This is a genomic window from Pseudomonas sp. BN414, from assembly GCF_029871275.1.
GTDB lineage: Bacteria > Pseudomonadota > Gammaproteobacteria > Pseudomonadales > Pseudomonadaceae > Metapseudomonas > Metapseudomonas resinovorans_C.
Window position 1 is genome coordinate 543746 of sequence record NZ_SSOL01000079.1, and the last position, 19099, is coordinate 562844.

General features: G+C 64.9%; 17 protein-coding genes. 12 read left to right on the top strand and 5 right to left on the bottom strand.

Annotated features, from left to right (window positions below; translation table 11 throughout):
* Positions 1 to 53: 53 nt before the first annotated feature.
* The gene (locus tag E8E95_RS30335; protein WP_280356129.1) at positions 54 to 1013 is read right to left on the bottom strand and encodes a helix-turn-helix domain-containing protein; all 960 of its coding nucleotides are present in this window, start codon (positions 1011 to 1013) and stop codon (positions 54 to 56) included.
* Positions 1014 to 1110: 97 nt separating this feature from the next.
* Between E8E95_RS30335 and E8E95_RS30340 the strand changes: the two genes are divergently transcribed.
* The 3 genes from E8E95_RS30340 to pbpG all read left to right on the top strand — a co-directional run bounded on the left by E8E95_RS30340 (position 1111) and on the right by pbpG (position 3071).
* A complete protein-coding gene (locus tag E8E95_RS30340; RefSeq protein WP_280356131.1) occupies positions 1111 to 1551 on the top strand; it encodes a thioesterase family protein in 441 nt (146 codons plus the stop codon).
* A 12-nt stretch (positions 1552 to 1563) separates the two neighbouring features.
* Positions 1564 to 1950 carry a DUF488 family protein gene (locus E8E95_RS30345; RefSeq protein WP_280356133.1) on the top strand — a complete coding sequence of 129 codons (387 nt, stop codon included), beginning with the start codon at positions 1564 to 1566 and terminating at the stop codon, positions 1948 to 1950.
* Between the two features lie 176 nt (positions 1951 to 2126).
* Entirely contained in the window at positions 2127 to 3071 is a 945-nt protein-coding gene (gene pbpG / locus E8E95_RS30350; RefSeq protein WP_179061613.1) for a D-alanyl-D-alanine endopeptidase, read from the top strand.
* A 195-nt stretch (positions 3072 to 3266) separates the two neighbouring features.
* Here pbpG and E8E95_RS30355 read toward each other — a convergent pair whose 3' ends face one another.
* Positions 3267 to 4196: a LysR family transcriptional regulator gene (locus E8E95_RS30355; RefSeq protein WP_280356135.1), complete on the bottom strand. Its 930-nt coding sequence runs from the start codon at positions 4194 to 4196 to the stop codon at positions 3267 to 3269.
* A 120-nt stretch (positions 4197 to 4316) separates the two neighbouring features.
* Here E8E95_RS30355 and lysA point away from each other — a divergent pair, with 120 nt between their 5' ends.
* Complete coding sequence (gene lysA / locus E8E95_RS30360; protein ID WP_280356137.1) at positions 4317 to 5555, top strand: diaminopimelate decarboxylase; 1239 nt, start codon at positions 4317 to 4319, stop codon at positions 5553 to 5555.
* Positions 5556 to 5737: 182 nt separating this feature from the next.
* On the top strand, positions 5738 to 6844 hold the full coding sequence (zapE, locus tag E8E95_RS30365; protein WP_280356139.1) for a cell division protein ZapE: 1107 nt from the start codon (positions 5738 to 5740) through the stop codon (positions 6842 to 6844).
* Positions 6845 to 6853: 9 nt separating this feature from the next.
* On the opposite strand, the gene E8E95_RS30370 is transcribed toward zapE, so the two are convergent.
* Entirely contained in the window at positions 6854 to 7339 is a 486-nt protein-coding gene (locus E8E95_RS30370; RefSeq protein ID WP_280356140.1) for a heme-binding protein, read from the bottom strand.
* Between the two features lie 195 nt (positions 7340 to 7534).
* On the opposite strand from E8E95_RS30370, the gene E8E95_RS30375 reads away from it, so the two are divergent.
* Positions 7535 to 9265, top strand: coding sequence for an AMP-binding protein (locus E8E95_RS30375; RefSeq protein WP_280356141.1), 1731 nt, complete (start codon positions 7535 to 7537; stop codon positions 9263 to 9265).
* Here the strand turns inward: E8E95_RS30375 and E8E95_RS30380 are convergent.
* On the bottom strand, positions 9243 to 9833 hold the full coding sequence (locus E8E95_RS30380; RefSeq protein ID WP_280356142.1) for a Crp/Fnr family transcriptional regulator: 591 nt from the start codon (positions 9831 to 9833) through the stop codon (positions 9243 to 9245). The genes E8E95_RS30375 and E8E95_RS30380 overlap by 23 nt on opposite strands.
* Positions 9834 to 10001: 168 nt before the next feature.
* On the opposite strand from E8E95_RS30380, the gene E8E95_RS30385 reads away from it, so the two are divergent.
* A complete protein-coding gene (locus tag E8E95_RS30385) occupies positions 10002 to 10421 on the top strand; it encodes a hypothetical protein (RefSeq protein WP_280356201.1) in 420 nt (139 codons plus the stop codon).
* Between the two features lie 220 nt (positions 10422 to 10641).
* Here the strand turns inward: E8E95_RS30385 and E8E95_RS30390 are convergent, their stop codons facing one another.
* Positions 10642 to 14121, bottom strand: a complete 3480-nt coding sequence (locus E8E95_RS30390) for a PAS domain-containing hybrid sensor histidine kinase/response regulator (RefSeq protein WP_280356144.1) — start codon at positions 14119 to 14121, stop codon at positions 10642 to 10644.
* A gap of 251 nt (positions 14122 to 14372) precedes the next feature.
* On the opposite strand from E8E95_RS30390, the gene E8E95_RS30395 reads away from it, so the two are divergent.
* From E8E95_RS30395 to E8E95_RS30415, 5 genes are all read left to right on the top strand, one after another.
* Positions 14373 to 14942 (top strand): GNAT family protein, encoded by a 570-nt coding sequence (locus tag E8E95_RS30395; RefSeq protein WP_077521490.1) that lies wholly within the window; start codon positions 14373 to 14375, stop codon positions 14940 to 14942.
* Positions 14942 to 15787 (top strand): AraC family transcriptional regulator, encoded by an 846-nt coding sequence (locus E8E95_RS30400; protein ID WP_280356147.1) that lies wholly within the window; start codon positions 14942 to 14944, stop codon positions 15785 to 15787. Before E8E95_RS30395 ends, E8E95_RS30400 begins: the two co-directional genes overlap by 1 nt.
* A gap of 37 nt (positions 15788 to 15824) precedes the next feature.
* Positions 15825 to 16556: an AzlC family ABC transporter permease gene (locus E8E95_RS30405; protein ID WP_280356149.1), complete on the top strand. Its 732-nt coding sequence runs from the start codon at positions 15825 to 15827 to the stop codon at positions 16554 to 16556.
* Positions 16538 to 16867 carry an AzlD domain-containing protein gene (locus tag E8E95_RS30410; RefSeq protein WP_077521484.1) on the top strand — a complete coding sequence of 110 codons (330 nt, stop codon included), beginning with the start codon at positions 16538 to 16540 and terminating at the stop codon, positions 16865 to 16867. Before E8E95_RS30405 ends, E8E95_RS30410 begins: the two co-directional genes overlap by 19 nt.
* Positions 16868 to 17178: 311 nt before the next feature.
* Positions 17179 to 19053 carry an MFS transporter gene (locus tag E8E95_RS30415; protein WP_280356151.1) on the top strand — a complete coding sequence of 625 codons (1875 nt, stop codon included), beginning with the start codon at positions 17179 to 17181 and terminating at the stop codon, positions 19051 to 19053.
* Positions 19054 to 19099: the final 46 nt, after the last annotated feature.

The following is a 19099-nucleotide window of genomic DNA, read 5'->3' on the forward strand; positions in this document are numbered from 1 at the left end:
ACTCCCACCCAACCTCGGAGGCGGCATCGTCCGAGGGGACTAACGATCGCCGCTCAGCCGGCGCGAAGCTCGCGAATGCCCTTGCCGAGGCGTTTGCGCAGCAGGGTGCGCAGGGTCACGCCGTCGGCGTAGCCCACCAGGCCAGCGACCTGGTCGACGCTGTGCTCGCTGGTTTTCAGCAGGTGCACGGCGCGTTCGATGCGCAGGTCCTGGACGTAGGCCAGGGGTGTCTTGCCCAGCACTTCGTGAATGCGCCGGGCAAGGGTGCGCTTGCTGGTGGCCAGTTCGCCGGCTGCGGCATCGAGGTTGAAGCCTTCCGCCAGGCGCTCACGTACCCAGCGGTCGAAGCGTTGTACCAGCGGGTCGGCATGGGCCAGGTGGTCGGAGAGGGCATAGGCTGATTGCGACGGCCGCGAGTCGACGATCAGGTAGCGTGCCACGAGGGCGGCCAGCTCCGGGCTGGTCTGGCGGATGAGCCACAGGGTCAGGTCCAGATGACTCAGGGCGGCGCCAGCGGTCACCAGTTGCCCGGAGTTGACGATCATCCGACCGGCATCCAGCTGCACCTGTGGATAACGTTGCCGGAACAGCGGTGTCAGCCACCAGGTGGTGGTGGCTTCGTGGCCGTCCAGCAAACCGGTTTCCGCCAGTACGAAGGTGCCGATGCAGGCTGCGGCGATGCGTGCGCCGCCTTCGGCCCAGCCGCGCAGGGCAGCGACAGCATCGGCGACGTCGGGGCGCGTCAGGGCTTGTTGCAACGGCTCGGGCATCTTGTAGCCCATGGCCGGGACAATCACCCATTCCGGCGTCGGGCAATCCATGGCTGGACGCACAGGAACGCCGAACCCCAGGGAGCTTTGCACCTGCGGCCGTACCCCCGCGAGAGCCACCTCGAACTGGGGGCAGGGCAGGCCATGCAGGGCGGCCAGTTCGTTGGCGGTGGTCAGTGCATCGAGGACGGTGGCCAGGCCAGTATCGAACACCCCTTCGAGGGCGAGGACGGTGATCTTCATGGCGAGATCGCTACCAAAGTTGTCAATCGCGCCAGTATGGCAAAGGGGCGATGGGCCATAAAGTGAGCCCCACACCCCCTTGCTGCGGAGACTCATCATGTTCCGGAAGACCCTTATCGCCGGTTGGGGCGACATGGACTTCAATTCCCACATGCGCAACACCGCCTACCTCGACAAGTCCGCCGACGTGCGCATGATGTATTTCGCCGATCGCGGCTTTCCGATGTCGGAGTTCCGCCGCCTGCGCCTGGGACCGGTGATCATGAAGGACGAGATCGAGTACTTCCGCGAATTCCACCTGCTGGACGAAATGGACATCAGCATGCGCTTGTCCGGCCTGTCCGAGGACGGCAGCCGGATGATGCTGCGCAACGAGTTCTATCGTGGCGGCACCCTGGCGGCGCGGGTCACCTCCACCGCCGGTTGGTTCGACCTGGAGCAACGCAAGCTCGTGGTTCCACCACCCGCTCTGCTGGAGGCACTTCAGGCCCTGGAAGAGAGTGAGGATTTCCGCGTACTGCCCGGTAGCAGCCGCTGAGGAGGAGGGGAGATGAGTATCAGCATCGTCCAGCTGGGAACGCCGCGAGCAGACGGAGAAGGGCTGCGCATCGGCACCGTGCGCCGGCCGCCAAGGGGTGTACCCAAGGCCGAATTCGCCAGCCGTGACTACTACGACACCTGGCTGCCATTGCTGGCACCGAGCGCCGAGCTGATGGCCGAGGGCAAGGCCGCTGAAAGCGATGCCGATTGGGCGCGCTTTGCCAAGCGCTATCGCGCCGAGATGGAGGGCGGGGAAGGGGCCCGGGTGTTGGACCTGCTGTCAGCGCTTTCCCACAGCAGCCACTTCGCAGTCGGCTGCTACTGCGAGGATGAGGCACATTGCCATCGCTCCGTGCTGCGTCAATTGCTGGCTGAGCGCGGCGCCTCGATTCGCTGATTTCCCAGGCGATTTCGCCGCGAACTTCCCTCTGGCGGTCATTCGACCAAAGGCGCAAAATCGCGCCCCGACGACAGAAGGCGCTGAGTATTCAGCGCCTTCGTTCCTATACTTCTACGGTATAGGTCCTACTCTTCATTTCTCTCTTTTCCTTCATCTTTGTTACTGGACGCATCGTGAAAATTCGCAGTTCGATCGCCAAGCTGTTCGTTCTCGGTTCCTGCCTGTTCGTTCTTGCAGGCTCGCCCGTTCAAGCTCAGGAGGCGCCACTGCCGGTTCGCGACCCGGCACAGCTGCACCTGGCTTCCGGCAGCGTGATGCTGCTGGACCTGAATACCGACAAGATCCTGTATTCCCGAAATTCCAATCTGGTTGCCCCTATCGCCTCGGTGACCAAGCTGATGACCGCCATGGTGGTGCTGGACGCCAAGCAGCCGATGGACGAGATCATCACCGTGACCATCCGCGACAACCCGGACATGAAAGGCGTGTATTCGCGGGTACGCGTGGGCAGCCAGGTGAATCGCCACGACATGCTGCTGATGACCCTGATGTCCTCGGAAAATCGTGCCGCCACTGCCCTGGCCACGGCGTATCCGGGCGGCTACCCGGCCTTTATCAAGGCGATGAACGCCAAGGCCCGCGCCATCGGCATGAGCAATACCCGCTATGTCGAACCCACCGGCCTGTCGCTGCACAACGTGTCCAGCGCCCACGACCTGGTGCTGCTGCTCAAGGAAGCGCGCAAGTACCCAATGCTGAGCCAGCTCAGTACCACCCCGGAAAAGACCATCACCTTTGTCAAGCCGCGCTACAGCCTGGGCTTCCGCAACACCAACAACCTGGTGCGCAAGCCAGGCTGGAGCATCCAGGTGACCAAGACCGGCTTTACCGACGAAGCCGGCCACTGCCTGGTGATGCTGACCCAGATGAATGGCCGTCCGGTGGCCATGGTGCTGCTGGATGCCTTCGGCAAGTACACCCATGTGGCCGACGCCACGCGCATGCGTCGCTGGCTGGAAACCGGCAAGAGCGGCCCGGTCCCCGCGGCGGCGAAGAACTACCGCCAGTACAGGGACAACCAGATTCGCCAGGCGACGGTGCAGAACAGCGCGCAGTGAGGGAATGGGGCAGGCCTGACGGCCTGCTTGGCGAATGAATTGGCTGTATCTGCGTTAGCTGTTGCCAGAAATCGACGTTCCAGGAGCCTTGTAGGGGCTAGCTTGCTAGCGAAGAGGCGCCATTCGCTGGCAAGCCAGCTCCTACAGGCAATGCAGCTACTTGCAGCACTCAATTCATACACAGCGCGGCGCACCCTACGGAATGAGTCCGCGCAGCCGGGATTCCAGCCTTTCCAGGAATCCCGCCGCTACATCCTTCAACACGTCCTCCGCCTCATCCACCAATGCCGATGAGGGCCGATACTCCGGCCGGACCAACTGCACGCGGAACGGAATCGAGGTTCGCAGACGGCGTATCTGCAACCCACGCCCGGCTTCGTCCAGCGCACTCAGCGGGTTGACGATGGCCAGGCCGAGCCCTTGGCGAACCAGGGCGCAGAGCGAGGCAGCGGTGCTGGTTTCCACCACCATGCGGCGTTCCACTCCTGCGGCGAGGAAGTGGGCGTCCAGGCTTTGCCGGTAGATATCCAGGCCGGACAGGCTGATGAACGGACGACCCTGGAAATCGGCCAGAGTCAGTTCGGACCTGGCCAGCAGTTCGTGACCTTCCGGCAGCACGCAGACCATATCCGCGGCGAATAGCGTTGAACCCCGGGTGCCACGGGGCAACAGGTCGGTTTCCGAAAGGCCCAGGTCATGCCGCTGGCCGCTCAGGGATTCCTCCAGCAGCGGAGACTCCTGGGCGCTGATGGACAGGCGCACGCCAGGATGGCGTTCGAGGAAGGCCTGGCAGAACCCTGGCAGCAGGGTCTGGGCAAAGACCGGAAGGCCGGTGATGGCCAGTTGGCCCTGGTCGAAGCGGCGGATGGCCTGGGCCGCGCCGACGATGCGTTCCAGGCCGGCGTAGGAACGCTGCACCTCGTCGAACAGCGCCAGTCCCTGGGCGGTGGGAGACAGTCGCCCCCCTTCGCGATCGAACAGGCGGAATCCCAGCAAATGCTCGAAGCGGGCCAGTTCGCGGCTCACGGTGGGCTGCGACGTGAAGAGCAGGCGTGCGGCGCCGGTGGCGCTGCCGGCGGTCATCACGGCGCGGAAGACTTCTATATGGCGGATGGAAAGATCCATAGGGCGCTCGGAAACGGGAGTCGACACATATCAATAATGAATGGTGTGTGCACAAAATGGTATTTTATTGAATTAATTCGCTTCTCCATCATGGCGCCATCCTGAATTCCGGAGGCCGCCATGCGCCCGAACATTCCCGCTGCCACCCTCGCCAATCTCGTCCGTGAACACGGCACCCCGCTGTGGTGCTACGACGCCGCGGTGATCCGCGAGCGCATCGCCCAGCTCAAGGGTTTCGACGTCATTCGCTTCGCCCAGAAGGCCTGCTCCAACCTGAGCATCCTGCGCCTGATGCGTGAAGAGGGCGTGCAGGTGGACGCGGTATCCCTCGGCGAAATCGAGCGTGCGCTGCTGGCCGGCTATTCGCCCAAGGGCGAGCCGGCGGGCGTGGTGCTGACCTGCGACCTACTCGACCGCGCGACCCTTCAGCGCGCCGTGGAACTGGGCATCGAGGTGAACGTCGGCTCCATCGACATGCTCACCCAGCTCGGCCAGGCCAGCCCGGGCCACCGCGTCTGGCTGCGCATCAACCCCGGCTTCGGCCATGGCCATAGCCAGAAGACCAACACCGGCGGCGAGAACAGCAAGCACGGCATCTGGCACAGCCAGTTGCACGATGCGGTGGCGGTGATCCGCGAATACGGCCTGGTGCTGGTGGGGCTGCACATGCACATCGGTTCGGGCGTCGACTACAGCCACCTGGAAGAAGTCTGTGGCGCCATGGTCGGCGCGGTGCGCGACCTGGGCTGCGACCTGGAAGCCATCTCTGCCGGTGGCGGTCTGTCCATTCCCTATCGCCAGGACGACCCGGTGGTGGATATCCCGCGTTACGCCGAACTGTGGAACCAGGCCCGCCGCGACATCGAAGGCATCGTTGGGCACCCGGTGCGCCTGGAGCTGGAGCCGGGCCGTTTCCTGGTGGCCGAGTCCGGCTGCCTGCTCAGCGAAGTGCGTGCGGTGAAGGACGTGGGCAACAACCACTTCATCCTGGTGGATGCCGGCTTCAACGACCTGATGCGTCCGTCCATGTATGGCAGCTTCCACGACATGAGCCTGCTGGATGACACCGGCAACCCGGTCAGCGCACCGCAGCGTCCGACGGTGGTCGCCGGCCCGCTGTGCGAATCCGGTGACGTCTTCACCCAGCATGACGGTGGCCTGGTGGCGCCGCGCGCCCTGCCGGCGGCCCAGGTCGGCAACCTGCTGCTGATCCATGACACCGGCGCCTATGGCGCGTCCATGTCGTCCAACTACAACAGCCGGCCGCTGCTGCCGGAGGTGCTGGTGGATGGCAACGAAACCCGCCTGATCCGCCGTCGCCAGCCCCTGGCGGACCTGCTGGCGCTGGAGCTGTTCTAAGGATCAGTCTTGCTGCAAACCTGTGGGGGCGAATTCATTCGCTAAGGGCCACATCGTGGCCCATTGGAAGTCGGCACGGCGGACCTGCGGTCCGCTCAGCGATTGAAATCGCCCCCACAATCACTGCAGTGGGCAGGCCTGTGCGCTTGCTTCCTGCCATCTAACGCGCACAATGCGGCGCCATGACCTTCGATTCCCCACTCGCCGCCTACCGCCATGCCCTGGAGCAGGGCGGTTTCCTGCCGGACGCGGCCCAGCGCCACGCGGTCGATTGCCTGCAGGCCTGCCATGAGGCATTGCACCGCGCGGGCGAGGTGACCGGCGTCTATCTCTGGGGGCCGGTAGGGCGGGGCAAGACCTGGCTGATGGACCGTTTCCACCAGAGCCTCAGGGTTCCGGCGCGGCGCCAGCATTTCCATCACTTCATGCGCTGGGTCCACCAGCGGCTGTTCCAGCTCACCGGCACGCCTGACCCGTTGCAGGCTCTGGCCCGGGAACTGGCGCAAGAGGTGCGGGTGCTGTGCTTCGACGAGCTGTTCGTCAACGATATCGGCGACGCCATGCTGCTTGGCCGCCTGTTGCGGGCGATGTTCGACGAAGGCGTGGCCATGGTCGCCACGTCCAACCAGCCACCGCAGCAACTCTATGCCGATGGCTTCAACCGCGAACGTTTCCAGCCTGCCATCGACGCCATCGAGCGACACATGCAGGTCGTGGCAGTGGACGGCGGTGAGGACCATCGCCTGCACCCGGGTACGGCCCATCAGCGCTACTGGGTGGCGGAGCCCGGCGAGCCTGGCGTCCTTGCGGAAGTCTTCGAACGGCTGGCAGCGGGGCAGGGCAGTTCCGACGAGCCGGTGGAGCTGGGCCATCGTCCGGTGCCCGTGGTGCGCCAATGCGCGGCGGCGGTCTGGTTTCGCTACGACGATCTTTGCCAGCAACCGCTGGCGGCCCTGGATTTCATCGCCCTGTGTGACCGCTTCCCGGCGATTCTGCTCGGGGATGTGCCGAACCTGAGTGCTTCTCGCCGCGAGGGACGCATTGCCCGTGGTACCGAAGATGGCGCCGAACGGGTAGAAGCCGGCGACCGCGAGTTGCCGCAGTTATCGGTGCATGACGACGGCGTACGCCGTTTCATTGCGCTGGTGGACGAGTGCTACGACCGCCGGGTGCCGCTTTACCTCGAGGCGGCCGTGGCCATGGACCGCCTCTATACCGAGGGCTACCTGGAGTTCCCCTTCCGCCGCACCTTGAGCCGGCTGAAGGAGATGCAGTTGGCGCGGTTCTGACTTGCGTTGCTACTTGAGCTGATCCTTCACCGCTTCCAGGCCGGCGTTGGCGCATTCTTCATCCAGATGCCCACCCGGCGCGCCGCCCACGCCCACGGCGCCGATCACCTCGTCGCCGACCTTCACCGGAACGCCACCGCCCACGACCAGGAAACCGTCGATCATCGGCAGGTACTGCGCCGCAGGATTCTTCTGCACGTTCTCCAGCATCTCGGTGGTGCTGCGTTTGGTCGAGGCGGCGGTGTAGGCCTTGCGCCGGGCGGAGTCGAGGGTATGCGGGCCGGCCTTGTCGGCGCGGAGGATGGCGCGCACACCGCCGGCGCGGTCCACTACTGCGGCTGTGACGTTGTAGCCCTTGGCGGTGCAGGCCTGCACCGTGGCGTTGACGATGTCGCCGGCGATCTTGAGGGTCATGTTCTTTTCGCTGGCGACCTCGGCTTGGGCGCTGAGGCAGGCGGCGAGGCTGCCCAGGATGAGGTACTGGAGTGGTTTCATGGCGGGGTTCTCCTGTCGCGGCACGCGTGGAGCCTTTGCCTTCGGCCGGGAGACAGGGACGGCGAAACGATGTCGCCAGCCAGGCGCTGGCCGTGGCTTACAAGCCTAGCCAGCCTTCTTAACATTTGTTAATGCCGCCTGTGCGGCGGCCCCCAAGAATCGGCGCACAACAACGCGCAGGTCCAGGAGGCCGCCATGTCCAGCCAGGTTCCCACCACCGTCTACGAACTGTTGCAGGCCTCGGCCGCCGCTCACCCGGAGCGTACGGCACTGACCTTTATCCACAGCCTCGGGGCGGAGATTGGCGAGCAGGACCTGAGCTATTCGGCGTTCTTCGCCCAGCTCAATCGCAGCGCGCGGATGCTGCTGGACCTGGCCAGTACGCCGAGGCCGGTGATCACCCTGCTGCTGCCGAACATCCCGCAGAGTCAATGCCTGCTCTGGGCCGCCACCAGCATCGGCATCGCCAACCCGATCAACCCGCTGCTGAATGAAGAAGCCCTGGCCAGCCTGATGGAAAAGGCCGGCACGGACCTGGTGGTGGCACTGGGGCCGGTGCCGGGTTCCGACCTGTGGCAGAAGGCGCTGGGTGCTTCGCAGCGTTTGCCGAAGCGTCCCCGGTGCGTGTCGGTCGTGGTGGAGGGGGGCGAGTTTTTCTACGACCGGTTGCTCGATCGCTATTCCGGTGCGGCGCTGGAGCCGGCGCTGCTGCCGGGGCCGGATGATAGTGCCGCCTACTTCCATACCGGAGGCACCACCGGGGTGCCCAAGCTCGCCCGCCAGACCCAAGCGAACCAGGTAGCCGCCGCTTGCGCCTATCGGGCCTGTGTGCAAGCCGGCCCCGAGGATGTGGCGCTGAATGGCCTGCCGATCTTCCATGTGGCCGGTGCCCTGGTGAACAGTCTGGGCGGCCTGGCCAGCGGGTTGCGCATGTTGCTGCCGACGCTGGGTGGGTTCCGCAATCCGGAGGTGATCCGCCAGCACTGGCGTCTGGTCGAGCATTACGGCATCACCCTGAGTGGCGGCATTCCCACCTCGGTCGCGGCGATGCTGGAAGTCCCCATCGAAGGGCACGACATCGGCAGCCTTCGTTTCATGCTTTCCGGTGGCGCCCCGGTGCCGTCGGCCTTGTGCGAGAAGGTCAAGGAGCTGACCGGACTGGAGCTGTACCAGGCTTATGGCATGACGGAATGCAGCGGTGTGATCGCCTTGCCCAACCTGGCCCACCCAGCCATTCCGGGAAGTGCCGGGCATGTGGCGGCGCCGATCGAGGTGCGGATCGACGGCGGGGAAGTCTGCGTGCGCGGCCCCACGGTGTTCCCCGGTTACCTGGGCCAGGACCGATCGCCGCTGGAGGATGGCTGGCTGCGCAGCGGCGATCTGGGGCACCTGGACGAAAACGGCAATCTGTTCATCACCGGGCGCGCCAAGGACCTGATTATCCGCAGCGGCCACAATATCGATCCGGCGTTGATCGAGAACTGCCTGGAAAGCCATCCGGCCGTTTCCATGGCCGCCGCAGTGGGCATGCCCGACGAGTACGCCGGCGAGCTGCCGGTGGTGTTCGTACAGTTGCGCCAGGGCCAGACGGCCAGCCTCGACGAACTGCAGCAGTTCGCCTTCGAGCGCATTGCGGAGCGTCCGGCCTGCCCGAAACGGGTGTTCCTGGTGGATGCCCTGCCGGTGACGGTGGTGGGGAAGATCTTCAAGCAGACGTTGCGAGAGCTGGCGGCGGCCAGCGTTTATCGCGAACGGGTTGGCAGCGTCTGCCCGGCGCTGGATTGCGCGGTGGCCCAGGGTGCCGATGGCAGCCTGTGGATAAGCCTGGCGAACGTACCGGCCGAGCAGCGTGAGTTCTGTATGCAGAAAGCCGAGGCGCTGGGGCTGCAGGTGCGCGAGTTGCTCAGCCCGCCCGCTTGCGCTTGACCCGCGAGAAGGACACCGGGTCCATCCCCAGATAGCTGGCCAGATGGTATTGGGGCACCCGATCCAGCAGCCAGGGCTCGTTCTCCAGCAACCACTGGTAGCGCTGCTCCACATTGCGGGTGAGCAGCAGCGCTTCGCGGTCCTCGTTGCGCAGCATGATCTGCCGAACCATCAGGTGCTGCATCTGCAGCAGCTGTGGGAAGCGTTCGCCGTACTGGTCCTGTATCGCCAGGGGCAGGCTCGCCAGCCGGCACCTTTCCACGGCGGCGATGTTGTAGGTGCAGGGCTGCTGCTTGAGGTAGGCGCTGAGGGAGCCGATCAGCTGACCTTCGCGGAAGAAGGTCTTGTTCCACTGGCGGCCCTCTGGTGACAGGTAGTAGTAGCGCGCCACGCCGGAGAGGATCACGTAGAAGTGGGTGGGACGTTCGCCTGCGCGAATGATCAGTTGCTCATGCTCGTAGTCGCGCAGCTTGAGCGCCTGCATCAGGCACTCCTGCAGCGCCGGGTCGGTCATGCCGTGGGCGTCGAAGATTTCCTGCAGTTGGGCCTGGATGTCGGCGGGAATCATTTGGGATTGGCCTGGGGGTATTGAATTCATCTAAGCACAGGCGGGCGCTCGGCTCCCAATCCGCAATTGCCCGCCGCTTCCGCGTGCCTGAAACTAGACTCCTTTTTTCTGCCCCAACCAAGAAGGAATTCTCCCGTGTCTCCACGCCAACAAGACAGCTGGGCCCAGATCTGCCTGGCCGCCGGCCTCGACCCGGAAAAGCGCCTGGCTGCCCGTGAGGGCGTGCTGGGCCATGCCGATGCCCTGGAGTGCTCGCTCTATCGTCCCGACGAAAACGACCTCGACGCCGAAGAAGAAGACCTGGGCGATGCGCGCATCCTCTTTACCGGCCCCTTCCAGGCGCCGGCCGAATGGAGCGCGCAGGACCGTGAGGACTATTTCGGCGATATCGATCCCGCCTCGTTCGTCACGGCGTTGATCGAGTGCCAGGCCGATCCGGCGACCCGTGATTTCTTCCTCGCCGATGCCGGCGACTTCGTCGCGGTGGTCGCCGCTTCCGGCGAGGTACAGATGTTCTACCTCTACGACTGCAATGAAGACGACAGCGGCATGCACTGTGTACTGGTGCGGGAAGACGAAGACGTGTGAGTTCGGCTGGTGAGCTGTTGTCGTTCGTAGGGTGGATCACGCTTTACCGATCCACCATGCGTACGTACAGCAGGCTCCGCTGGTGGACGTAAAGAGCGACGTCCACCCTGTAGGTTGTGGCTGAGCTACGCGAAGCCCAACAGTGCTGGCCTGATACAGCGCCATGTTGGGCTTCGCTGCGCTCTGCCCAACCTACGACAGCGCATCGTGCAAGGGTCTTTCAGCGTAGATTCACATGCCGGCTGATCAGCGCCCGTAGCGCGGCCGGCTTCACCGGCTTGGCCAGATAGTCCAGGCCGGCGGCGTGGACTTCGGCCACCAGTTCGGCGCGGCCGTCGGCGCTGATCACTACGCCAGGCAGCGGTTCACCCAGGCGGGTCCGCAGCCAGGCCATGAGTTCGGTGCCGGTCTCGCCCTCATCCAGGTGGTAGTCCACCAGCGCCAGTTGCGGCCGCACCTCTTCGGCCAGCAGGTGCTCGCATTCCAGGCGGTTGCGCGCCGTCCAGACCTGGCAGCCCCAGCGCGACAGCAGGCTGTGCATGCCGGTGAGGATGCTGTCCTCGTTGTCGATGCACAGTACCTGGGTACCGTTGAGGAGCTGGCCATTGGCTTCGGCCTGTTTCTGCACCACAGGCGACGGCTGCTGGGCGCGCGCCAGCGGCACGGTGACGCTGAATACACTGCCCTTGCCGGGCCAGGAGCGCACTTCCAGCTTGTGGCCGAGCACACGGCAGAGGCCGTCGGCGATGGCCAGGCCCAGGCCCAGGCCTTTCTCGGCGCGGGTCTGATGGCTGTCCAGGCGCTTGAACTCCTCGAATATCACCTTGCGCTTGTCTTCCGGGATGCCGGGGCCACGGTCCCAGACTTCCAGGCGAAGGTTGTCGCCGTCGCGCCGGGCGCCAAGCAAGACCCGTCCCCTGGCATAGCGGAAGGCGTTGGTGAGGAAGTTCTGCAGGACCCGACGCAGCAGTTTCATGTCGCTTTCCACCCGCAACTTGCTGCCGCGCAGGCGGAAGTCCATGCCCTGTTCCTGGGCCAGTACCTTGAACTCGGCGCCGAGGGTGTCGAACAGCGACGCCAGCGGGAAGGGGGCGCGGTCGGGGGTGACGCGGCCGCTTTCCAGCCGGGAGATGTCCAGCAGGTCGGTGATCAGGTCCTCGGCCGAACGCAGCGAGCTGTCCAGGTGATTGACCAGTTCGCGAGCCTCGCGAGGCAGGACTTCCTGCTGATGGCCGAGGGCGGCGGAGAACAGCCGCGCGGCGTTGAGCGGCTGCATCAGGTCGTGGCTGACGGCGGCGAGGAAGCGGGTCTTCGACTGGTTGGCGGATTCCGCCGTGCCTTTGGCCTCGATCAGTGCGTGGTTGAGCTGGGAGAGTTCCAGGGTCCGCTCGGTGACCCGTCGCTCCAGACCTTCGTTGGCATCCTTGAGGTCGCGCTCGGCCTGGCGATAGGCGGTGATGTCGGTGAAGCTCATGACGAAACCGCCGCCTGGCATGGGGTTGCCGATCAGTTCGATGACCCGGCCATTAGGGAACAGGCGCTCGGAGGTGTGCGGTGTGCCCTGGCGCATCCAGAACAGGCGGCGGGCGACATGGGATTCCACCTCGCCGGGGCCGCAGAGGCCGCGCTCAGCGTTGTAGCGGATGATGTCGGCGATGGGGCGACCGACACTGATCAGGCCTTCGGGGTAGTCGAATAGCTCCAGGTAACGGCGGTTCCAGGCCACCAGTCGCAGCGACTGGTCGACGACGCTGATGCCCTGGGTGATGTTCTCGATGGCGCCCTGCAGCAGCGCGCGGTTGAACTGCAGCACTTCGGACGCTTCGTCGGCGATGCGCACCACGTCCTCCACCTGCATCTCGCGTCCTTCGATGGCCGCCTTCACCACGGCCCGCGCCGAAGAGGCCCCGAGTACGCCGGCGAGCAGGCGTTCGGTGTGGGTGATCCAGTCCTGGTTGGCGTTCTGCGCCGGGTTGAAACTGATGCCCAGCCGATAGGCGAAGCGGATGAAGCTCTGCCGCGCACGTTCCTCGCCGACGAAGCGCGAGGCGAGCATCAGCAGGTCGTCCACCTGCACGGCCAGCAGCGTGCGGGAACTGCCGCGCGCGGAAACCTGTTGGCCGACGAAACGGCTGGCCTGCCAGTGCTCGGATACGCGTGTGCGGGAGAACAGCGATACCCAGGCGAAGAGGAGCCAGTTGCCGGCCAGCGACAGCACCACGCCCTGGGTCAGGGGCTCGATGGGCAGGTCCAGGGGGTTCGCCATCATCCAGGCGAGGCCGGGGAAGTTCTCCAGCGGCCAGCCAAGACCACGGGCCATCACCGGTAGCACCAGGGTGTAGGCCCAAAGCGCGGCACCGGCGGCGAGGCCGGCGAATACGCCGCGGCGGTTGGCCTGTTTCCAGAACAGCGCGCCGATCATCGCCGGACCCAGCTGGGCGATGGAGGCAAAGGCGATCTGGCCGATGGTCGCCAGGCTCGCGGTGGAGCCCAGCAGGCGGTAGCTGACGTAACCCAGCAGGATGATCACCACGATGCTCACCCGGCGTACCGAGAGCATCCAGTGGCGGAACACCTCGAACGGGCGTTCGGCGTTCTGCCGGCGCAGCAGCCAAGGCAGCAGCATGTCGTTGGACACCATGGTGGACAGCGCCACGGCTTCGACGATCACCATGCCGGTCGCGGCCGAGGCCCCGCCGATGAAGGCCAGCAGCGCCAGGGCCGGGTGTGCCTCGGCCAGCGGCAGGCTGATGACGAAGGAGTCCGGGATCACGCCGCTGGGCAGCAGCATCTGTCCGGCCAGGGCGATGGGCACCACGAACAGCGCCGCCAGGGCCAGGTAGATGGGGAATATCCAGCGCGCCTGGCGCAGGTCGCGCGGCTCGATGTTCTCCACCACCGTCACGTGGAATTGGCGGGGCAGGCAGATGATCGCGAGCATGGCGACGCCGGTCTGCACCAACAGCGAGGACCAGTCCATGGATTGCGACCAGTAGTGCTCCAGTTGCGGGGCGCTGCGGGCGCGGGTGAACAGATCATCGAAACCGTCGAACAGGCCGAAGGTCACGTAGGCGCCTACCGCGAGGAAGGCCAGCAATTTGACCAGCGATTCGAAGGCAATCGCCAGGACCATGCCGCGGTGGTGCTCGGTAGCGTCGAGGTTGCGGGTGCCGAAAAGGATGGTGAAGAGGGCGAGCACCAGGGACACGATGAGCGCGGTGTCCTGGGCGCGGGTGCCGGAGGCCTCGGCGCTCGGGCCGATCAGCAGGTTCACCCCGAGGACGATGCCCTTCAGTTGCAGGGCGATGTAGGGCAGCACGCTGACCAGGCAGATCAGTGCCACCACCACGGCCAGCGCCTGGGACTTGCCGTAGCGCGCGGCGATGAAGTCGGCGATGGAGGTGATGTTCTCCTGCTTGCTGATGAGCACCATCTTCTGCACCACCCAGGGCGCCACCAGCAGCAGCAGGATGGGGCCGAGGTAGATGGGCAGGAAGTTCCACACCTGACCGGCGGCCTGGCCGACTGCGCCAAAGAAGGTCCAGCTGGTGCAATACACCGCCAGCGACAGGCTGTAGACCCCGGCACGCATGCGCGGCGACAGCGGCGTGCTGCGTCGGTCGCCATAGAAGGCGATGGCGAAGAGGATGGCCATGTAGAGGAAGGCGACCGTGGCGATCAGCCCGCTGGACAACGACATTGCAGCTCCGGATGGTGCGGTGGCGGGGCGTGCCCGCGAGAATTCGACTTCCAGCAGTTTCGCACCAAAGTCGGCAATTCGTCAGGCCGCTGCTACCAAGGTCGCAGGTACTCTTGAGCGCCCGCACGGGGGCTGATAGCGTGCTCTATCGCCCGCGCTGTTCCATCTATCTTGCGCGGGCGCCTGCACGGCACATCCGCTCGGCGCGACGTTCTCATCCGGCAGGGTTCTTTCGCCTGAGGAGGGCGCAGATGTTCAATCCACAACCGGTCATCCTGCAGCGCGGCGCCTTGCGCCTCGAACCGCTGGCAGAGGCCGACATCCCGGCGCTGGTGACCCTGGCCGAAGCCAACCGCGAAGCCCTGGCCTATATGAACGGCCCCCTGCGCCCCGACTGGTATCGCCAGGGCCTGGCCGCCCAGCGAGAAGGGCGGGCAGTGGTCTTCGCCGTTCGCCTGGGTGACAACCTGGTGGGCACCACGCGATTCGCCGATTTCATACCCAATCTGCCGGCCGCCGAGATCGGCTGGACCTGGCTGGCCGCCGGTGAGCACGGCAGTGGCCTGAATGCGTCGATCAAGTACCTGATGCTGCGGCACGCTTTCGAAGAGTGGCAACTGGTGCGGGTGCAACTGAAGACCGCCGCCAGCAACCTGCGCTCCCAGCGTGCCATCGAGAAACTCGGCGCCCAGCGCGAGGGCGTGCTCCGCAACCATCGCCGCCTGGCGGACGGCCGCCTCGACGACAGCGTGCTCTACAGCATCACCGACCACGACTGGCCGGACGTGAAGCAACGCCTGGAGGCGCTGTTCAGCGCGTAATGGATATGGCGAGCGGCGAAACGACACGCTTTTGGCAAGCCAGCGAGTTAGGTGGGGTGGAGCTACTCCATGCCCGCTACATCGAGCAGCGTTTCGCTCCCCATGTGCATGAAGGCTATGTGTTCACTGTGATCGAGTCCGGTGCGCAGCGTTTCCGCCACCGTGGCAGCGACCATCTGGCGCCGGTCGGCAGCATGGTGCTGATCAATCCCGATGAGTTGCACACCGGTTCCAAGGCCCATGAGCAGGGCTGGCGTTACCGGGGCTTCTACCCGGACCTTGAACGGGTGACGGATGTACTGGAGGAACTGGATATCCGGATGAACGGCCTGCCGGGGTTTGCCGATAGCGTTATCCAGGACCCCGAGGTGGCAGCAACCTTCATTCGGCTGCACCAATTGCTGGAGGACAGCACTCCCGCGCTTCAGGTACAGACGGCCTGGCGCGAGGCGATTCTGCTGCTGTTCCGACGCCATGCACGTGTCGACGTACCCCGCGGCGCCGGAATCGAGCCACGGGCCGTGGCGATGGCGCGGGATATTCTGTCCGCGCGCCTGGCCGAGCCGCCGTCCCTCGAAGAACTGGCCGCCGAAGTGGGGCTCTCGCCCTTCCATTTCGCCCGTACTTTCCGCCGCGCCACCGGCATGCCGCCCCATGCCTGGCTCAAACAGCAGCGTCTGGACCAGGCCCGCGCCTTGCTGAAGGCCGGTTGCGCGCCGGCTGGCGTAGCGGCACAGCTGGGTTTCGCCGACCAGAGCCATCTGACCCGCCAGTTCAAGCAGGCTTACGGCGTGGGACCGGGTGAATATCGCAACGCCTGCGCAAGATCGTTCAAGACCCATTGATGGCCGTCCGCTAGCCTTCCGGAACAAGGAGGGCCCCATGTCCCGTATCACTGAGTTCATCCACGGCGCCCGAGACATCGTTCCGATGATCGTCGGCGCCATTCCGTTCGGCATCATCTTCGGCACCCTCGCGGCCGGGGCCGGACTGTCTGCCTGGCAGACCCTCGGCATGTCGCTGCTGGTGTTCGCCGGTTCGTCCCAGTTCATCGCCATTACCCTGCTCAGCGGCGGCGCCGGAGCGGCGGTGGTGTTGTTGACTACCTTTGTGGTCAACCTGCGCCATGCACTCTATAGCGCGACCTTGCAGCCTTTTGTGCGTCACCTGCCGACCCGCTGGCGGATGCCGCTGGCGTTCTGGTTGACCGATGAAGCCTTTGCCGTGGTCCAGCATCGCTACGCGGAAAAGGACGACTCGCCGCACAAGCACTGGTACTTCTTCGGCGCCGCCCTGGCCATGTACCTGAACTGGCAGCTCTGCACCCTGGTGGGTGTGCTGTTCGGCCAGGCGGTGCCCAACCTGGCGGCCTGGGGCCTGGACTTCGCCATGCTCGCCACCTTCATCGGCATCGTGGTGCCCATGTTGCGTAACAAGCCGCAAGTGGCCGCCGCGCTGGTGGCTGGCGCCGTGGCGCTGGCTTGCCAGGGCTTGCCCTACAAGCTGGGCCTGATGGCGGCAGCCCTGAGCGGCATCGTCGTGGGCGTGGTGCTTGAGCGTCGCTATCGCCTCAACCTGCTGGAGGACGGCATTTCATGCAAACCTGGAGCCTGATCCTCGGCATGGCGGCCATTACCTTCGCCATTCGCTATAGCCTGTTCGCCTGGCCGAACCTCAGCTTCCCGCCTGTGGTGCGCCAGGGGCTGCACTACGTTCCGACGGCCGTGCTCACCGCCATCGTCGTGCCGGGAATGCTGATGCCCGACGGCCAGAACCTGCAGCTGACGCTGGACAACGCCTACCTGCTGGCGGGCCTCGGCGCCATCCTGATCGCCGCGCTGACGCGTCACCTGCTGGCGACCATCCTCGGTGGACTGGTGCTGTTCTTCCTGCTGCGTTGGGCGCTGGGGCAGTTGCCGATTTGAATCGGGGAACGGGCCTGTAGGGGCGTGTGTGCCTTGTAGGAGCTAGCTTGCTAGCGAAAAGGGGCCATTCGCTGGCAGCCAGCTCCTACGGGCAATGCAGCTACTTGCAACCCCGGGCCCTTGGCGAATGAATTCGCCCCCACAGGGAACGATTCGCGAGCAGAGCTCGCTCCTACGATTCAGGTCTGCGAATTCGCACAAACATCTTTCCTGTGAGTGTGGCTTTCCGCCACTGTCCTGCAGTCCAATCAGCGACGTGCAACTTCGGTTGCACGAGGCTATTCCACTGCCAACCACAGGTACCAAGGAAGATGAGCCAACACTCGCAATTCGCCCTGCTGGGCACGCGGCGGTTCCTGCCGTTCTTCGTGACCCAGCTGCTCGGCGCCTTCAATGACAACATCTTCAAGCAGTCGCTGATCCTCGCCATCCTCTACAAGCTCGCCATTTCCGGCGACAAGAGCATCTTCACCAACCTTTGTGCGCTGCTGTTCATCCTGCCGTTCTTCCTGTTTTCCGCCCTGGGCGGGCAGTTCGGCGAGAAGTTCGCCAAGGACGCGCTGATCCGCGCGATCAAGCTGGCCGAGGTCGCCATCATGGCGGTGGGGGCGCTGGGCTTCTTCTTCGACAGTCTGCCGCTGCTGTTCCTGGCGCTGTTCGCCATGGGCACCCACTCGGCGCTGTTCGGCCCGGTGAAGTATTCGATCCTGCCGCAGGTGCTGCGGGAGGATGAGTTGGTGGGGGGCAACGCCCTGGTGGAAATGGGTACCTTCCTCGCCATCCTCGCGGGGACCATCAGCGCCGGTCTCATGATGTCCGTCGAGCGCTACGAGCCGGTGGTGGCCTGTGCCATCGTCTTCACCGCCAGCCTGGGCTACCTGGCCAGCCGCGGCATCCCCCGTGCGGCTGCCGCGCTGCCGGAGCTGAAACTGGACTGGAACATCTTCCGCCAGTCCTGGCAGATCCTGCGCCTGGGACTGGGCCAGCGACCTTCGGTATCGCGCTCGCTGGTGGGTAACTCCTGGTTCTGGTTCCTCGGGGCTGTCTATCTGACGCAGATCCCGGCCTATTCGAAGGAGTTGCTGCACGGCGACGAGAGCGTGGTGACTTTGATCCTCACAGTGTTCTCGGTGGGGATCGCATTGGGCTCGATGCTTTGTGAGCGTCTCTCCGGCGGCAAGGTAGAGGTTGGCCTGGTGCCCTTTGGCTCCATCGGCCTGACCCTCTTCGGCCTGCTGCTCTGGTGGCACTCCGGCGAGTTCCCGCAAGGCGCGGCGCCGCATGACTGGATGGCACTGCTGGGGTATGGCCAGGCCTGGCTGATCCTTGCCGATATCCTCGGTATCGGCCTGTTCGGCGGCTTCTACATCGTGCCGCTGTATGCGCTGATCCAGTCGCGTACGGCGGAGAACGAGCGCGCCCGTGTGATTGCCGCGAACAACATTCTCAACGCGCTGTTCATGGTGGTGTCGGCCATCGCCTCGATCCTCTTCCTCAGCGTCGCCGGGCTGTCGATTCCCGAGCTGTTCCTGGTGGTGTCGCTGATGAACATCGCGGTGAACAGCTACATCTTCAAGATCGTTCCCGAGTTCACCATGCGCTTCCTGGTCTGGCTGCTCGGCCACTCCATGTACCGCGTGGAGCATAAGGGCCTGGAGGCGATTCCCGAGGACGGGCCGGCGGTGCTGGTGTGCAACCACGTGTCCTTCGTCGATGCGCTGCTGATTGGCGGCGCGGTGAGACGTCCGGTGCGTTTCGTCATGTACTACAAGATCTACCAGTTGCCGGTGTTGAACTTCATCTTCCGCACCGCCGGGACCGTGCCCATCGCGGCGCGCCATGAAGACCTGCTGGTCTACGATGCGGCCTTCAAGAAGATCGCCGAGTACCTGCGCAACGGCGAAGTCGTGTGCATCTTCCCCGAGGGTAAGCTGACCGGCGACGGCGAGTTGAATGAGTTCAAGAATGGCATCGAGCGCATCCTCGAGGAGAATCCGGTACCGGTGATCCCGATGGCGCTTCAGGGGCTGTGGGGCAGCTTCTTCAGCCGTGACCCGGCCAAGGGATTGTTCAAGCGCTTCTGGTCGCGCATCCGCCTGGTGGCGGGGGCGCCTGTATCGCCCGATTTGGCCGACAGGCAGACCCTGCAGTTGCAGGTGGCCGAACTGCGGGGCGATGCCCGCTGAATGAAAAAGCCCGCCGAATGGCGGGCTTTTTTTTTCTTTGTGGGAT

Bases quoted from the DNA above. Each gene is read 5' to 3' on its own strand.
- E8E95_RS30335 (WP_280356129.1), bottom strand. From the start codon at position 1,013: ATGAAGATCACCGTCCTCGCCCTCGAAGGGGTGTTCGATACTGGCCTG.
- E8E95_RS30355 (WP_280356135.1), bottom strand. From the start codon at position 4,196: ATGGATCTTTCCATCCGCCATATAGAAGTCTTCCGCGCCGTGATGACC.
- E8E95_RS30395 (WP_077521490.1), top strand. From the start codon at position 14,373: ATGTTCAATCCACAACCGGTCATCCTGCAGCGCGGCGCCTTGCGCCTC.
- E8E95_RS30390 (WP_280356144.1), bottom strand. From the start codon at position 14,121: ATGTCGTTGTCCAGCGGGCTGATCGCCACGGTCGCCTTCCTCTACATG.
- E8E95_RS30375 (WP_280356141.1), top strand. From the start codon at position 7,535: ATGTCCAGCCAGGTTCCCACCACCGTCTACGAACTGTTGCAGGCCTCG.
- zapE (WP_280356139.1), top strand. From the start codon at position 5,738: ATGACCTTCGATTCCCCACTCGCCGCCTACCGCCATGCCCTGGAGCAG.
- E8E95_RS30405 (WP_280356149.1), top strand. From the start codon at position 15,825: ATGTCCCGTATCACTGAGTTCATCCACGGCGCCCGAGACATCGTTCCG.
- E8E95_RS30415 (WP_280356151.1), top strand. From the start codon at position 17,179: ATGAGCCAACACTCGCAATTCGCCCTGCTGGGCACGCGGCGGTTCCTG.
- E8E95_RS30400 (WP_280356147.1), top strand. From the start codon at position 14,942: ATGGATATGGCGAGCGGCGAAACGACACGCTTTTGGCAAGCCAGCGAG.
- E8E95_RS30410 (WP_077521484.1), top strand. From the start codon at position 16,538: ATGCAAACCTGGAGCCTGATCCTCGGCATGGCGGCCATTACCTTCGCC.
- E8E95_RS30370 (WP_280356140.1), bottom strand. From the start codon at position 7,339: ATGAAACCACTCCAGTACCTCATCCTGGGCAGCCTCGCCGCCTGCCTC.
- E8E95_RS30380 (WP_280356142.1), bottom strand. From the start codon at position 9,833: ATGATTCCCGCCGACATCCAGGCCCAACTGCAGGAAATCTTCGACGCC.
- E8E95_RS30345 (WP_280356133.1), top strand. From the start codon at position 1,564: ATGAGTATCAGCATCGTCCAGCTGGGAACGCCGCGAGCAGACGGAGAA.
- lysA (WP_280356137.1), top strand. From the start codon at position 4,317: ATGCGCCCGAACATTCCCGCTGCCACCCTCGCCAATCTCGTCCGTGAA.
- E8E95_RS30340 (WP_280356131.1), top strand. From the start codon at position 1,111: ATGTTCCGGAAGACCCTTATCGCCGGTTGGGGCGACATGGACTTCAAT.